15 protein-coding genes are annotated in these 14,917 nt (G+C 62.0%); all 15 read right to left on the reverse strand.

The genetic code is table 11. The annotated features are described in order from the left end of the window. Positions 1-53: 53 nt before the first annotated feature. The 15 genes from C4J93_RS18400 to C4J93_RS18475 all read right to left on the reverse strand — a co-directional run bounded on the left by C4J93_RS18400 (position 54) and on the right by C4J93_RS18475 (position 14,849). The gene (locus C4J93_RS18400) at positions 54-446 is read right to left on the reverse strand and encodes a DUF2802 domain-containing protein (RefSeq protein WP_124430151.1); all 393 of its coding nucleotides are present in this window, start codon (positions 444-446) and stop codon (positions 54-56) included. Further along, a complete protein-coding gene (locus C4J93_RS18405) occupies positions 447-929 on the reverse strand; it encodes a chemotaxis protein CheW (protein WP_124371404.1) in 483 nt (160 codons plus the stop codon). Between the two features lie 79 nt (positions 930-1,008). Beyond that, entirely contained in the window at positions 1,009-1,800 is a 792-nt protein-coding gene (locus C4J93_RS18410) for a CheW domain-containing protein (RefSeq protein ID WP_124430152.1), read from the reverse strand. After that, entirely contained in the window at positions 1,800-2,588 is a 789-nt protein-coding gene (locus C4J93_RS18415; protein WP_124367835.1) for a ParA family protein, read from the reverse strand. The genes C4J93_RS18410 and C4J93_RS18415 overlap by 1 nt, the downstream gene beginning before the upstream one ends. A 50-nt stretch (positions 2,589-2,638) precedes the next feature. Next, complete coding sequence (gene motD, locus C4J93_RS18420) at positions 2,639-3,526, reverse strand: flagellar motor protein MotD (protein WP_124363762.1); 888 nt, start codon at positions 3,524-3,526, stop codon at positions 2,639-2,641. 181 nt (positions 3,527-3,707) lie between these two features. Continuing rightward, positions 3,708-4,448, reverse strand: a complete 741-nt coding sequence (locus C4J93_RS18430) for a flagellar motor protein (protein ID WP_124430154.1) — start codon at positions 4,446-4,448, stop codon at positions 3,708-3,710. Beyond that, on the reverse strand, positions 4,448-5,581 hold the full coding sequence (locus tag C4J93_RS18435; protein WP_124430155.1) for a chemotaxis response regulator protein-glutamate methylesterase: 1,134 nt from the start codon (positions 5,579-5,581) through the stop codon (positions 4,448-4,450). Before C4J93_RS18435 ends, C4J93_RS18430 begins: the two co-directional genes overlap by 1 nt. Before the next feature lie 48 nt (positions 5,582-5,629). Further along, the gene (locus tag C4J93_RS18440) at positions 5,630-7,837 is read right to left on the reverse strand and encodes a chemotaxis protein CheA (RefSeq protein ID WP_124371408.1); all 2,208 of its coding nucleotides are present in this window, start codon (positions 7,835-7,837) and stop codon (positions 5,630-5,632) included. Between the two features lie 11 nt (positions 7,838-7,848). Beyond that, complete coding sequence (locus C4J93_RS18445; protein ID WP_124363766.1) at positions 7,849-8,637, reverse strand: protein phosphatase CheZ; 789 nt, start codon at positions 8,635-8,637, stop codon at positions 7,849-7,851. 18 nt (positions 8,638-8,655) lie between these two features. Further along, the gene (locus C4J93_RS18450) at positions 8,656-9,030 is read right to left on the reverse strand and encodes a chemotaxis response regulator CheY (protein ID WP_005790040.1); all 375 of its coding nucleotides are present in this window, start codon (positions 9,028-9,030) and stop codon (positions 8,656-8,658) included. A gap of 167 nt (positions 9,031-9,197) precedes the next feature. Beyond that, positions 9,198-9,938 carry an RNA polymerase sigma factor FliA gene (fliA, locus tag C4J93_RS18455; protein ID WP_124359259.1) on the reverse strand — a complete coding sequence of 247 codons (741 nt, stop codon included), beginning with the start codon at positions 9,936-9,938 and terminating at the stop codon, positions 9,198-9,200. Then, entirely contained in the window at positions 9,935-10,768 is an 834-nt protein-coding gene (gene fleN / locus C4J93_RS18460) for a flagellar synthesis regulator FleN (RefSeq protein WP_003192912.1), read from the reverse strand. Before fleN ends, fliA begins: the two co-directional genes overlap by 4 nt. A gap of 105 nt (positions 10,769-10,873) precedes the next feature. Further along, positions 10,874-12,190 (reverse strand): flagellar biosynthesis protein FlhF, encoded by a 1,317-nt coding sequence (gene flhF, locus C4J93_RS18465; protein ID WP_124363767.1) that lies wholly within the window; start codon positions 12,188-12,190, stop codon positions 10,874-10,876. A gap of 12 nt (positions 12,191-12,202) precedes the next feature. Then, positions 12,203-14,317 (reverse strand): flagellar biosynthesis protein FlhA, encoded by a 2,115-nt coding sequence (gene flhA / locus C4J93_RS18470; protein WP_124430905.1) that lies wholly within the window; start codon positions 14,315-14,317, stop codon positions 12,203-12,205. Between the two features lie 319 nt (positions 14,318-14,636). Continuing rightward, complete coding sequence (locus C4J93_RS18475) at positions 14,637-14,849, reverse strand: hypothetical protein (protein ID WP_256657507.1); 213 nt, start codon at positions 14,847-14,849, stop codon at positions 14,637-14,639. Positions 14,850-14,917: the final 68 nt, after the last annotated feature.

The following is a 14,917-nucleotide window of genomic DNA, read 5'->3' on the forward strand; positions in this document are numbered from 1 at the left end:
CGCCATCGGGAGCAAGCCCCCTCCCACATTGAATCCAGTAAGCCCGGCGCTGATCAGTTCTTGTGCAACTTGCTCATCAACTGCGCCTCGGCCTGGGTCAACCCGCACGACTGGGTCAGCTCATCCACCGTCGCGCCCATGCCCACCAGCTTGGCCGCCTGGGCGAACGACAGGTTCGCGGGATCACGCTGTTCCAACTGCACCAACTTGTCCGGCAGCGGCCCGAGAATCGCGCGCAGTTCATGCACTTCATCCCCCACCCGCACCGCACTCTGCTGGAAATGATCGACACGCTTGACCAACTCCAGAATGCGCCGGTCACGCACCGCATCGCGCTCGGCCTGTTGCAAGGCCAACTCCCGTTGCTGGCGCACATAGCGCAGCACAAACGCCAAAGTCCCGGCCCACAACAGGGCCAGGACGATCACCGCCGCCTCAAGAAACAATCAGATACTCTCCAGGTCCGACCACTCTTCTTCGCTCATCATTTTGTCCAGCTCAACCAGAATCAACAGCTCGTTGTTCTTGTTGCACACGCCCTGGATAAACTTGGCGGATTCTTCGTTGCCCACGTTCGGCGCGGTTTCCACTTCCGATTGGCGCAGGTAGACCACTTCGGCCACGCTGTCGACCATGATCCCGACCACTTGCTTGTCGGCTTCGATGATGACGATGCGCGTGTTGTCGTTAACATCGGTCGGCGCCAGGCCGAAGCGTTGGCGCGTGTCGATCACCGTCACCACGTTGCCGCGCAGGTTGATGATGCCCAGCACGTAGCTCGGCGCACCCGGTACCGGAGCGATCTCGGTGTAGCGCAGCACTTCCTGCACGCGCATCACGTTAATGCCGTAGGACTCGTTGTCCAGTTTGAAGGTCACCCATTGCAGGATCGGATCATCCAAACCTTGTGTGGACGCTGACTTGTTCATGCTTCTGACCCCTTCAAATGCCGCTATCGACGGCGTGTGTGCTAATGGGCCGCGCAACCGCACGACCTTTATTGTTCAATCAACTGCGTTTGTTCTGCGCCATTTCCTTGACCGCACCACTGGCGATCAACTCGGCCAGTTCGGCGACGTCGAGCAACGCGCACATGTGTTCGATCACGGTGCCCGCCAGCCACGGCCGTTGGCCACGGTGGCTGCGCCATTTGATTTCGTTCGGGTCCAGGCGCAACGAGCGGCTGACTTGATGCACCGCCAGCCCCCACTCGTAGCCCTGCACCGAGATCACATACTGCAGGCCCTGGCGGAAGTCGTCGCGGTAGCGGTCGGGCATCACCCAGCGCGCGGTGTCCAGCACCTTGAGATTGCCGGCCTGGCTGGGCAGGATGCCGAGGAACCACTCCGGTTGCCCGAACAACGGCGTCAGCTCCTGGCCTTCCAGGGAATAGATCGAGCCCAGGCACACCAGCGGCACCGCCAGGGTCAACCCGGCGACGTCGAACAGCAGGCATTCGAACGGCTCGGCGGCCCACGACGGGCGACCATCGCCGGTCACCGGCGGCGGCGTGATGCTCGGCGGCAGGTGCACTTCCACGATCGGCTCGACCACCACCGGCGCCACCACCTCAGGCGTGATGGACACCACGACGGGCGTCGCTTCGACGTGTGCATCGCGGGCCTGCTCCTCAAGCACCGCCAACTGGAACTCATCCAGCGCAGCGTCAGGCTCGACGGCCGGCTCCAGCACCAGGATCGGTTCCGGCAGTTCCTCGGCGGTCGCATCCTGCAGCAAGGCATCCAGGTAGGATTCCAGTGCCAGTTGCGGCCGGGTCTTGAAGTCGAGGGGACGGTTCATCAGGCCACCTGCGCCACAAGCTGCTGGGACAACAGGTGCTTGAGCAACGCCCGATAAGCCAGCACGCCACGGCTCTTGCCGTCGAATTGCGACGGCGTGAGCCCGGCGCGGCTGGCGTCACGCAGGCGCGTGTCCACTGGGATGTAGCCGTTCCAGATGGTGTCCGGATAGGCATCGCGCAGTACGCGCAGGGTGCCGAGGGAGGCCTGGGTACGCCGGTCGAACAAGGTCGGCACGATGCTGTACGGCAACGCCTGCTTGCGCGAACGATTGATCATCGCCAGGGTGCTGACCATGCGCTCCAGGCCTTTGACGGCCAGGTGTTCGGTCTGTACCGGGATCACCAACTGCTGGCTGGCCGCCAAGGCGTTGACCATCAGCACGCCGAGCAAGGGCGGGCTGTCGATGATCGCGTAGTCGAAGTCCTGCCACAGTTGCGCCAGGGTCTTGGCGATCACCAGGCCCAGGCCGCTCTGGCCCGGCGACTGGCGCTCAAGGGTGGCCAGAGCGGTGCTGGACGGCAACAGCGAAATACTGTCGCTGCTGGTGGGCAGCAGCAGTTGCCCAGGCAAATCGCTGGGCACGCTGCCTTTGTGCAGGAACAGGTCGTAGCAGCTGTGTTCCAGCGCATCCGGGTCGTAACCGAAATAGCTGGTCATGGAGCCGTGGGGGTCCAGGTCGACCACGACCACGCGCTTGCCCGCCTCGGCCAGCAAGCCGGCTAACGCGATGGACGTGGTGGTCTTGCCGACTCCACCCTTTTGATTGGCAACTGCCCAGACTCTCATTCGGTTGATTCCTCCCGGTGGGCACACGCGCGACCGAGACATTGCATAGGTTAGTGAGCCGGTGACGGAGAATTGACGGAGCTGGCCCGCACCAGCGGCTTTGCAGGGGCCGGTGCAGTTTGTGTGCCAGCGCGCCTCAACGCCGCATCCGGTGTTGCATTCGCCGTGCCGGTGCCAGTCAGGCTGCGGCGTACATCCAGGTTGCGCGACACCACCAGCACCACCCGCCGGTTGCGCGCACGGCCTTCGAGCGTGGCGTTGTTGGCCACCGGCTGGAACTCGCCGTAGCCCACCGACGCCAGGCGCTGGGGGTTCACGCCCTGCATCGCGAGCATGCGCACGATGCTTGCCGCCCGCGCCGAGGACAGTTCCCAGTTGGTCGGGTACTGCGCCGTGCTGATCGGCAGGTTGTCGGTAAAGCCTTCGACGTGGATCGGGTTTTCAAACGGCTTGAGGATCGCTGCCACCTTGTCGATGATGGTGAAGGCCTGGTCGCTCGGCAGCGCATCGGCGCTGGCGAACAACAGGCTGGAGTTGAGCTCGATCTCCACCCACAGTTCATTGCCGCGCACGGTCATCTGGTTGGAGCTGATCAGGTCGCCAAATGCGGCGCTGATATCGTCGGCAATGCTCTTGAGCGGGTCGCTGGTGCCGCCGACACCGGCGGCGGTTTCATCGCTGTCGTTGACCAACGGCTTGGCCGGGGTCACCGTCTTGGGTCGTTCATCGCCGATAGGGATAGGCTTGAGCGCGCGATCGGAGTCGGAAAACACCCCGATCAACGCTTCGGAAATAACCTTGTACTTGCCTTCGTTCACCGACGAGATCGAGTACATCACCACGAAAAACGCAAACAGCAAGGTGATGAAGTCCGCGTAGGACACCAGCCAGCGTTCATGGTTGACGTGCTCTTCAGGCTCGCGACGGCGACGGCTCACAGGCACTTCCCTCTCTGACCAACAGCGAACACTTCATTGTGGCGAGCGAGCTTGCTCGCGCTGGGGCGCGAAGCGGCCCTGAACCCAGACGCTGCGACCTGTCTGAAAGACCGTGTTGCCTGGAGTGGGGCTGCTTCGCAGCCCAGCGCGAGCAAGCTCGCTCGCCACATGCCCATGTGCATCAATCCATGAAGCCCTGGAGCTTCAATTCGATGGAGCGCGGGTTTTCGCCCTCGGCAATCGACAGGATGCCTTCGAGCAACATTTCGCGGTAACGGGACTGGCGCATGGCAATCGACTTGAGCTTGCTCGCCACCGGCAACAACACCAGGTTGGCGCTCGCCACACCGTAGATGGTGGCGACAAATGCCACAGCAATGCCGCTGCCCAGTTGCGAAGGGTCGGCCAGGTTGCCCATCACGTGGATCAGGCCCATTACCGCACCGATGATGCCGATGGTCGGCGCGTAGCCGCCCATGCTTTCAAAGACTTTGGCCGCGTTGATGTCGCGGCTTTCCTGGGTGTAGAAATCCACCTCGAGGATGCTGCGGATCGCCTCCGGCTCGGCGCCATCCACCAGCAGTTGCAGGCCTTTGCGGGAGTAGCTGTCGGGCTCGGCATCGGCCACGCTTTCCAGGCCCAGCAAGCCTTCCTTGCGGGCGGTGAGGCTCCAGTTGACCACGCGGTCGATGCCGCCTGGCAAGTCGACCCGTGGCGGGAAAATGATCCATATCAGGATCTGCATGGCGCGCTTGAACGAGCTCACCGGCGCCTGCAACAACGCCGCGCCCACGGTGCCACCGATCACGATCAGCGCCGCCGGGCCGTTGGCCAGGGCGCCAAGGTGGCCGCCTTCAAGGTAGTTGCCGCCGATAATGGCGACAAACGCCAGGGTGATGCCGATCAGGCTCAAGACATCCATCAGAGGCAGGCCTCCACCAGATGCTTGCCGATGTCGTCCAGGCTGTAGATCGCGTCGGCCAGGTCAGCCTTGACGATCGCCATGGGCATGCCGTAGATCACGCAACTCGCTTCGTCCTGGGCCCAGATTGCACTGCCGCCCTGCTTGAGCAGGCGCGCGCCCTCACGGCCATCGGCGCCCATGCCGGTGAGCACCACCGCCAGAACTTTGTCACCGTAGGACTTGGCCGCCGAACCGAAGGTGATATCCACGCACGGCTTATAGTTGAGGCGCTCGTCGCCCGGCAGGATTTTGATCGCGCCACGGCCATCCACCATCATCTGCTTGCCACCCGGGGCCAGCAGCGCCAGGCCAGGGCGCAGGATGTCGCCATCCTCGGCTTCCTTGACGCTGATGCGGCACAGCTTGTCCAGGCGCTCGGCAAAGGCCTTGGTGAACGCGGCAGGCATGTGCTGGATCAACACGATCGGCGCCGGGAAGTTGGCCGGCAGTTGGGTCAATACACGCTGCAAGGCTACCGGCCCGCCCGTGGACGTACCGATCGCCACCAGTTTGTAGGCCTTGCGCTTGGGCGCGGGCGAATGGGCGCTTGATGCAGCCGCGCGGGTAGGCGCTGCCGGCGCGGGCCGAGCGACGGGTGCGGGCGCCGGGCGGCTGAACGATGATGTCGGCGCGACCACGGGTGCAGGTGCAGGCGCAGGTGTCGGCGCGGGCGCGCTGAACAGACTGCGGCGGTTACTGCGCGAAATGCTGTGCACCTTCTCGCACAGCATCTGCTTGACCTTATCGGGGTTACGCGAGATGTCTTCGAAATTCTTCGGCAGGAAATCCACCGCGCCGGCATCCAGCGCATCCAGGGTGACCCGGGCGCCTTCATGGGTCAGCGAGGAGAACATCAATACCGGTGTGGGGCAGCGTTGCATGATGTGACGCACGGCCGTGATGCCATCCATCATCGGCATTTCGTAGTCCATGGTGATCACGTCCGGCTTCAACGCAATGGCTTGATCGATCGCCTCTTTGCCGTTGGTGGCCGTGCCGACTACCTGGATCGTTGGATCGGCGGAAAGAATCTCCGAGACGCGGCGGCGGAAGAAACCCGAATCGTCCACCACCAGGACCTTGACTACCATAAACACTCCGTTAGACGGGGCGGGCGCTACCGCCCTGCCCCGCCAGAATCAAATACGCCGTGCGGCGTAACGCTTGAGCATGCTCGGAACATCGAGAATCAACGCGATGCGACCGTCACCGGTGATGGTCGCGCCGGACATGCCCGGGGTCCCCTGCAGCATTTTGCCCAACGGCTTGATGACCACTTCTTCCTGGCCCACCAGTTGGTCGACCACAAAGCCGATGCGCTGGGTGCCCACCGACAGAATCACCACATGGCCCTCGCGCTGCTCTTCATGCTTGGCCGATGCCACCAGCCAGCGCTTGAGGTAGAACAGCGGCAAGGCCTTGTCACGCACGATCACCACTTCCTGGCCGTCCACCACGTTGGTGCGCGACAGGTCGAGGTGGAAGATCTCGTTGACGTTGACCAGCGGGAAGGCGAAGGCCTGGTTGCCCAGCATCACCATCAGGGTTGGCATGATCGCCAGGGTCAACGGCACCTTGATGACGATCTTCGAGCCCTGGCCCTTGGTCGAGTAGATATTGATCGAGCCGTTGAGCTGGCTGATCTTGGTCTTCACCACGTCCATGCCGACGCCACGGCCGGACACGTCGGAGATCTCGGTCTTGGTCGAGAAGCCGGGGGCGAAGATCAGGTTGTAGCACTCGGTGTCGGTGAGGCGATCGGCGGCATCCTTGTCCATCACGCCGCGCTTGACCGCGATATTGCGCAAAATCGCCGGGTCCATGCCTTTGCCGTCATCGGTGATCGACAGCAGGATATGGTCGCCCTCTTGCTCCGCCGCCAGGATCACCTTGCCGCCCCGCGATTTGCCCGAGGCTTCGCGTTCTTCCGGGGTTTCCACGCCGTGGTCGACGGCGTTGCGCACCAAGTGGACCAGCGGGTCGGCCAGGGCCTCGACGAGGTTCTTGTCGAGGTCGGTTTCTTCGCCCACCAGTTCCAGGTTGATTTCTTTCTTGAGCTGGCGCGCCAGGTCGCGCACCAGGCGCGGGAAACGGCCGAAGACTTTCTTGATCGGCTGCATCCGCGTTTTCATCACGGCGGTTTGCAGGTCGGCGGTGACCACATCGAGGTTCGACACGGCCTTCTGCATGGCTTCATCGCCACTGTTCAGGCCCAGGCGCACCAGGCGGTTACGCACCAGCACCAGCTCGCCGACCATGTTCATGATGTCGTCCAGGCGCGCAGTGTCTACGCGCACCGTGGTTTCGGCTTCAGTGGCAGGTTTGTCGGCAACCGGCGCAGCGGCAGGACGCGCCGGAGCTGGCGCGGCAGCCGGTGCAGGCGCTGGCTTGGCGACCGGCGCTGCGGCTTTGGCGGCGGCAACCGGTGCGGCTGTAGCGACCGCTGCGGCGGCGGCCGGAGCCGGGGCCACTTCGGTGAACTTGCCTTTGCCGTGCAACTCGTCCAGCAAGGCTTCGAACTCGTTATCAGAAATCAGCCCGTCACCGGCAGGTGCTGCACTGGCCGCCGGAGCGACGGCGGCAGTGGCAGCGACCTGCGGCAAGGCTTCGGCGACGAACGTGCCTTTGCCATGCAGCTGGTCGAGCAGCGCCTCGAATTCGTCGTCGGTAATATCGGTACTGGCGTTGGCCGCCGGTGCCGCTGGCGCAGCCGCCGGTGCCACGGCGTCGGCCGCGAACTGGCCCTTGCCATGCAACTGATCGAGCAGGGATTCGAATTCTGCGTCGGTGATGTCTTCGCTGGTCGGTGTGGCAACCGGCGCCGTTGCAGCCGGTGCTTCAGCCTCGGCCTTGACCGCATTGAGCGAGTCGAGCAGTTGCTCGAACTCGCTGTCGGTCACATCCGCCTCGGCTTCCACCACTGGCTCAGGCACGGCTTGCACAGCCGGTGCTTGCGCAGCCGGTTCGGCCAGGCGCGCCAGGGCGGCCAGCAGTTCCGGAGTGGCGGCGGTGACCGGTGCACGTTCACGCACCTGGCTGAACATGGCGTTGACCGCATCCAGTGCTTCGAGAATCACGTCCATTAATTCCGAGTCAACCTGACGCTCACCCTTGCGCAGGATGTCGAACACGTTCTCGGCGATGTGACAGCACTCCACCAGCTCATGGAGCTGGAGGAAGCCGGCGCCCCCTTTTACAGTGTGAAAACCGCGAAAAATTGCATTGAGCAGGTTCGCATCATCCGGACGGCTTTCCAGCTCGACCAGTTGTTCGGACAGTTGCTCTAAAATTTCGCCGGCCTCTACAAGGAAATCCTGAAGGATTTCTTCATCGGCGCCGAAGCTCATGTGGGTGCTCCTTAGAAGCCTAAACTGGACAGCAAATCGTCTACGTCATCTTGACCGGATACGACGTCTTCACGTTTATCGGCATGAATCTGCGGACCTTCACCCTTGGCGAGGTGTTTTTGTGGATCTTTTTCCGAGAGGATCGCTTCGCGGTCATGTTCGATGCCGGCAAAACGGTCGACCTGGCCGGCCATCAGCACCAGTTTGAGCAGGTTGCTTTCCACTTCGGTGACCAGTTGGGTCACACGCTTGATCACTTGGCCGGTGAGGTCCTGGTAATCCTGGGCGAGCAGAATGTCGTTGAGGTTGCCGGCCACCGTGCGGTTTTCCTGTTCGCTGCGCGACAGAAAACCGTCGACCCGACGCGCCAGTTCACGGAACTCTTCCGCCCCCACTTCGCGGCGCATGAAGCGGCCCCAGTCAACGCTCAAGGCCTGGGCTTCACTGGCCATGCCGTTGACCAGAGGCGTGGCGTTTTCCACCAGGTCCATGGTGCGGTTGGCCGCAGCCTCGGTCAGCCTGACCACATAGGACAGGCGTTCGGTAGCATCGGTGATCTGGGAAATTTCTTCGGCCTGGGGCATGCGCGGGTCAATCTGGAAATTGACGATCGCACTGTGCAGCTCACGCGTGAGCTTGCCCACTTCCTGGTACAGGCCGCGGTCACGGGTCTGGTTAAGCTCATGGATCAACTGCACCGCATCGCCGAACTGGCCCTTTTCAAGGCATTCGACCAACTGGTGAGCATGTTTTTTCAGGGTCGACTCAAAATCGCCCTGTGACGTTTCGTTATGGTCCATAGCTCCCCCGTGGCAGCATCAATGGCCGATGCGTTCGAAGATTTTTTCGATCTTCTCTTTCAAGGCCAGGGCAGTGAATGGCTTGACCACATAGCCGTTTACCCCGGCTTGGGCGGCTTCGATGATCTGTTCACGCTTGGCTTCGGCGGTCACCATCAACACCGGCAGGCTGCGCAGTTTTTCATCGGCGCGCACATGGCGCAGCAAGTCGATGCCGGTCATGCCGGGCATGTTCCAGTCGGTTACCAGAAAGTCGATGCTCCCGCTGTTGAGGATCGGAATCGCCGTAATGCCGTCATCCGCCTCGACCGTGTTAGTGAACCCAAGGTCACGCAACAGGTTTTTTATGATCCGCCGCATCGTTGAGAAGTCATCAACGATGAGGATTTTCATGTTCTTGTCCAATTCGACCTCCAAGCAGTCTTAAACGCGCCCAGCACCTGGACGCGCCACTTCAATCAACAGGCGTTACACAAAAAGGACTGCCCAGGGCACCACGGAGCGAACCCGCGAAGGCCGAAACCTTCGCGGTAGCTTCTGCAGTGTCCCCACACTGCCTGTCAGCGCGCGCGCCACTCTCCCAACCGCCCCCGCAAGCGGGCCGCGCACTGGCTATGCAACTGGCTGACACGCGATTCGCTGACCCCCAGGACCTCACCGATTTCCTTGAGGTTCAGCTCCTCGTCGTAGTACAGCGCCAACACCAGGCGCTCGCGCTCCGGCAAATTGGCAATGGCCTCCGCCAGCGCTCCCTGGAAACGTTCATCTTCCAGATCGCGCGACGGCTCCATATGCGCGCTCGCGCCGTCCTCGTGCAGCCCTTCGTGTTCGCCGTCCTGCAACAGGTCGTCGAAACTGAACAGGCGGCTGCCCAAGGTATCGTTCAAAATCCCGTAATAATCGTCGAGACTCAATTGGAGTTCGGCCGCAACTTCATGATCTTTAGCGTCACGACCGGTTTTTGCTTCAATTGCACGAATTGCGTCACTGACCATGCGCGTATTGCGGTGTACCGAACGCGGCGCCCAATCCCCTTTACGCACTTCATCGAGCATCGCGCCACGGATACGGATACCCGCATACGTCTCGAAACTCGCCCCTTTGCTCGCGTCGTATTTGGTCGACACTTCGAGCAGGCCGATCATCCCGGCCTGGATCAGGTCTTCCACCTGCACGCTGGCAGGCAGGCGCGCCAACAGGTGATAGGCAATGCGCTTGACCAGCGGCGCATAGCGCTCGATCAACTCGCCCTGGCTGTCACGGGCCGACTTTTTGTAAAGGTTGTAGCCGCTGGATGTCATAGCACAGGTCCCGCGCTCGTCTGATGCACCAATCGTTCGACAAAAAACTCCAGATGCCCCCGAGGGTTGGCAGGCAACGGCCAGGTATCGACCTTCTGGGCTATCGCCTTGAACGCCAGTGCGCACTTGGAACGAGGGAACGCTTCGTAGACCGCACGCTGCTTTTGCACGGCCTTGCGCACACACTCGTCATAGGGAACTGCGCCAACGTATTGTAAGGCGACATCGAGGAAACGATCCGTGACCTTGGTCAACTTGGCGAACAGGTTGCGCCCTTCCTGCGGGCTCTGGGCCATGTTGGCCAGCACGCGGAAGCGGTTCATGCCGTAGTCACGGTTAAGCAGTTTGATCAGGGCGTAGGCGTCAGTGATCGAAGTGGGTTCGTCGCAGACCACCAGCAGCACTTCTTGCGCGGCGCGTACGAAGCTGACCACCGACTCGCCGATCCCGGCGGCGGTGTCGATCACCAGCACGTCGAGGTTGTCGCCGATATCGCTGAAGGCCTGGATCAGGCCGGCATGCTGCGCCGGGCTCAGGTGCACCATGCTCTGGGTGCCCGAGGCGGCCGGCACGATGCGGATACCACCGGGACCCTGGAGCAGCACATCGCGCAGCTCACAGCGGCCTTCGATCACATCGGCGAGCGTGTGTTTGGGTGTCAGCCCCAGCAGAACGTCCACGTTCGCCAGGCCCAGGTCAGCATCCAGCAGCATGACGCGACGGCCAAGCTCTGCCAGGGCCAGGGACAAATTCACTGACACGTTAGTTTTGCCGACGCCACCTTTGCCGCCGGTCACCGCGATCACCTGTACGGGATGCATGCTGCCCATTTTATTTCTTTACCTTGTCTTGCTTAGACGCAGGCTACATGGCTTGGTCGCGTGTATCGCTTGCAGACCATCGATGTAGGTACATTTCACGGTGTTCATCCTGCCTTAACCCACCCGCTTTGCCGGGTTGTGATAAAGGTCGGCGAACATGTCGGCCATCGCTTCCTCGCTAGGCTCGTCTTGCATTTGCACACTGACAGCACGGCTGACCAACTGATGACGGCGCGGCAGATGCAAATCATCCGGGATCCGCGGCCCGTCGGTCAGGTAGGCGACCGGTAATTCATGACTGATCGCCAGGCTCAGCACTTCGCCGAGGCTGGCGGTTTCATCCAGTTTGGTCAGGATGCAACCGGCCAGGCCGCAGCGTTTGTAGCTGTGATAGGCAGCGGTAAGAACCTGTTTCTGGCTGGTGGTTGCAAGCACCAGGTAATTTTTCGACTTGATGCCGCGTCCGGCCAGGCTTTCAAGCTGCATGCGCAGGGCCGGGTCGCTGGCTTGCAGGCCGGCGGTATCGATCAACACCACGCGCTTGCGCAGCAGCGGGTCGAGGGCATTGGCCAGGGACTGGCCCGGGTCGACGTGGGTCACCGGCACATTGAGGATACGGCCCAGGGTCTTGAGCTGTTCCTGGGCGCCGATGCGGTAGCTGTCCATGCTCACCAGCGCGATATTCGACGCGCCGTACTTGAGCACATAACGCGCGGCCAGCTTGGCCAGGGTGGTGGTCTTGCCCATGCCGGCGGGGCCGACCATGGCGATCACACCGCCTTCTTCCAGGGGTTCGATTTCCGGGGTGGCGATCATCCGCGCCAAGTGCGCCAGCAGCATGCGCCAGGCTTGGCGCGGCTCTTCGACTTCGGCGGTCAGCGCCAGCAGGTCGCGGGACAACGGGCCGGACAGGCCGATGCGCTGCAGCCGGCGCCACAGGTTGGCTTGTTGCGGCTTGCTGCCTTGCAGTTGGCTCCAGGCCAGCGAGCCCAGTTGCACTTCGAGCAGCTCGCGCAGGCCGTTGAGTTCAAAGCGCATCGAATCGAACACACGCTGGTCGACTGCGGCGGCCGGGGCTGGCGCTGCAGGACGTGGCGGCTCGACAAACGTAGGTTCCACCAGCGGCTCGGCGGCGGTCAGTGGCAGGCCGGCGAACAATTGGCGGTTGGTGGTGGCGTCGCTGTCACCGCGCATGCTCAGTTCGGCCTGGGCCGAGACGATGCGCGAAGCGGTCTTGCGCAGCTCGTCTTCGAGCTCCATGTTCGGCACACGCGGAGCCAGGGCCTGAGGCGTGTAATCCAGGGCAGCCGTCAGCTCGACACCGCCAGCGATGCGACGATTACCGATAATCGCGGCATCGGCGCCCAGCTCATCGCGGACCAACTTCATGGCCTGACGCATATCGGCGGCGAAAAAACGCTTTACTTGCATAACCCACTACCCTCAGCCGTTGGGCCCTACTGTCGCGACGATAGTCACTTGCTTATTGTCAGGAATTTCCTGGTAAGCCAACACGTGCAAATTCGGTACTGCCAGGCGCCCGAAGCGCGACAACATCGCGCGGACCGGACCGGCCACCAGCAGAATCACCGGCTGGCCCTGCATCTCCTGGCGCTGCGCGGCTTCGATCAACGAACGCTGCAGCTTTTCAGCCATGCTTGGCTCCAGCAGAACGCCCTCTTCCTGGCCTTGCCCTGCCTTCTGAATACTATTGAGCAATATCTGTTCCAACCTTGGCTCCAAGGTGATAACAGGCAGCTCAGACTCAACGCCTACAATGCTTTGCACGATGGCGCGGGACAAACCGACCCGTACCGCCGCCACCAGAGCGGCAGTATCTTGACTCTTGGCGGCATTGTTGGCGATGGCCTCGGCGATGCTGCGAATATCGCGCACGGGCACCTGCTCGGCGAGCAGGGCTTGCAACACCTTGAGCAACTGCGACAGCGACAGCACGCCCGGCACCAGCTCTTCGGCCAGTTTTGGCGAGGCTTTGGCCAGCAAACCCATCAATTGCTGGACTTCCTCGTGGCCGATCAGCTCGTGGGAGTGTTTGTAGAGAATCTGGTTGAGGTGGGTAGCGACCACGGTACTGGCGTCCACCACGGTATAACCGAGGGACTGCGCCTGGCTGCGCTGGCTGACTTCGATCCACACCGCTTCCAGGCCGAAAGCCGGATCTTTGGCGGTGATGCCGTTGAGCGAACCGAACACTTGCCCTGGGTTGATCGCAAGTTCGCGGTCCGGGTAGATCTCGGCTTCGGCCAGGATCACGCCCATCAAGGTCAGGCGGTAGGCGCTGGGGGCCAGGTCGAGGTTGTCGCGGATATGCACGGTGGGCATCAAAAAGCCCAGGTCCTGGGACAGTTTCTTGCGCACACCCTTGATCCGCGCCAGCAGTTGGCCGCCCTGGTTGCGGTCCACCAACGGGATCAGGCGGTAACCGACTTCCAGGCCGATCATGTCGATCGGGGTCACGTCGTCCCAGCCCAGTTCCTTGGTTTCCTGGGCGCGGGCCGGGGATGGCAGCAATTCCTGCTGGCGGGCAACTTCCTGCAGGGCCTGAACCTTGACCGCATTCTGTTTCTTCCAGAACAGGTAGGCCGCGCCGCCGGCCATGGCCGCCATGCTCAGGAACGAAACGTGGGGCATGCCCGGCACGATGCCCATGACGGCCATGATACCGGCGGCCACGGCCAGCGCCTTGGGCGAAGCGAACATCTGCCGGCTGATCTGCTTGCCCATGTCTTCGGAGCCCGAAGCACGGGTCACCATGATCGCAGCAGCTGTGGATAACAACAGTGATGGCAATTGCGCCACTAAACCGTCACCGATGGTCAGCAAGGCGTAGACCTTGCCCGCATCGCCGAAGGTCATGCCGTGCTGGAAAATACCCACGGCTATGCCGCCGATCAGGTTGATGAACAGGATCAGCAGGCCGGCGATGGCGTCACCGCGCACAAACTTACTGGCGCCGTCCATGGAGCCGTAGAACTCGGCTTCCTGGGCCACTTCCAGGCGACGGCTCTTGGCCTGGTTCTGGTCGATAAGGCCGGCATTGAGGTCGGCGTCGATAGCCATCTGCTTACCGGGCATCGCATCCAGGGTAAACCGCGCGCTCACCTCGGAAATCCGCCCGGCGCCCTTGGTGACCACCACGAAGTTGATGATCATCAGGATCGCGAACACCACGATACCGACCACGTAGTTACCGCCGATCACCACTTCACCGAAGGCCTGGATCACCTTACCGGCGGCGGCGTGACCGTCCTGGCCGTGGAGCATCACCACGCGGGTGGACGCCACGTTCAGCGCCAGGCGCAGCAGGGTTGCCACCAGCAGGATGGTCGGGAACACCGCGAAATCCAATGGCCGCAGGGCGTACACACACACCAGCAGCACTACCACCGACAGGGCGATGTTGAAGGTGAAAAACACGTCGAGCAGGAACGGCGGCATCGGCAACATCATCATTGCCAGCATCACCAGCAACAACAACGGCACGCCCAGGTTGCCCCGCGACAGGTCAGTCAGGGTGCCACGGGCCGTGCTGAGCATTTGAGAGCGATCTACCACCGGTCTTCCTCGTGTCCTTGAAGCAAAGTTTTGACGCTGGGGGGCGTCCTGCAGGCGGTATTGCAAGAAGCCTTCCAACTTTGCTTTTGGGCCCAGGATGACTTTGGAAGCGACGCAGCCTACCGGGTATGACTCAGGTTAAATGTGGGAGGGGGCTTGCTCCCGATGGCGGTGTGTCAGGCCCCGAATAGGTGGCTGATACGCCGCCATCGGGAGCAAGCCCCCTCCCACATTTGCACCCGGGGTGGTCTTTAAATAGGCCGTATATTCGAGGCCTGAACACTTGCCGTTCTCCACACACTTATGGACCCGTCCCGGTATCGTTGCGCGCACTGACGGGGAGCGCATAAACGCCCTGGGGTTTATGGATCATTTGAAACGTTAACTTCTTACCAATCGACAGTGCAGCCCCCCGCCAATCGCTCCAATCGATAAAGACGCAGTCATGCCCGTCATCCAGCGCAATCAGCCACTTGCCCCTGGCCAGCTCACGTTTGACTGTACCCGTCGTCACTTTCAATGCCGTTCTCCCTGCATCTCGTTTACAGCCTGCGCGCAGTGCCTGGTGCAATAGAACCGCGA

It is taken from the genome of Pseudomonas sp. R2-37-08W, from assembly GCF_003851705.1.
In the GTDB taxonomy this organism is placed as follows: Bacteria; Pseudomonadota; Gammaproteobacteria; order Pseudomonadales; family Pseudomonadaceae; genus Aquipseudomonas.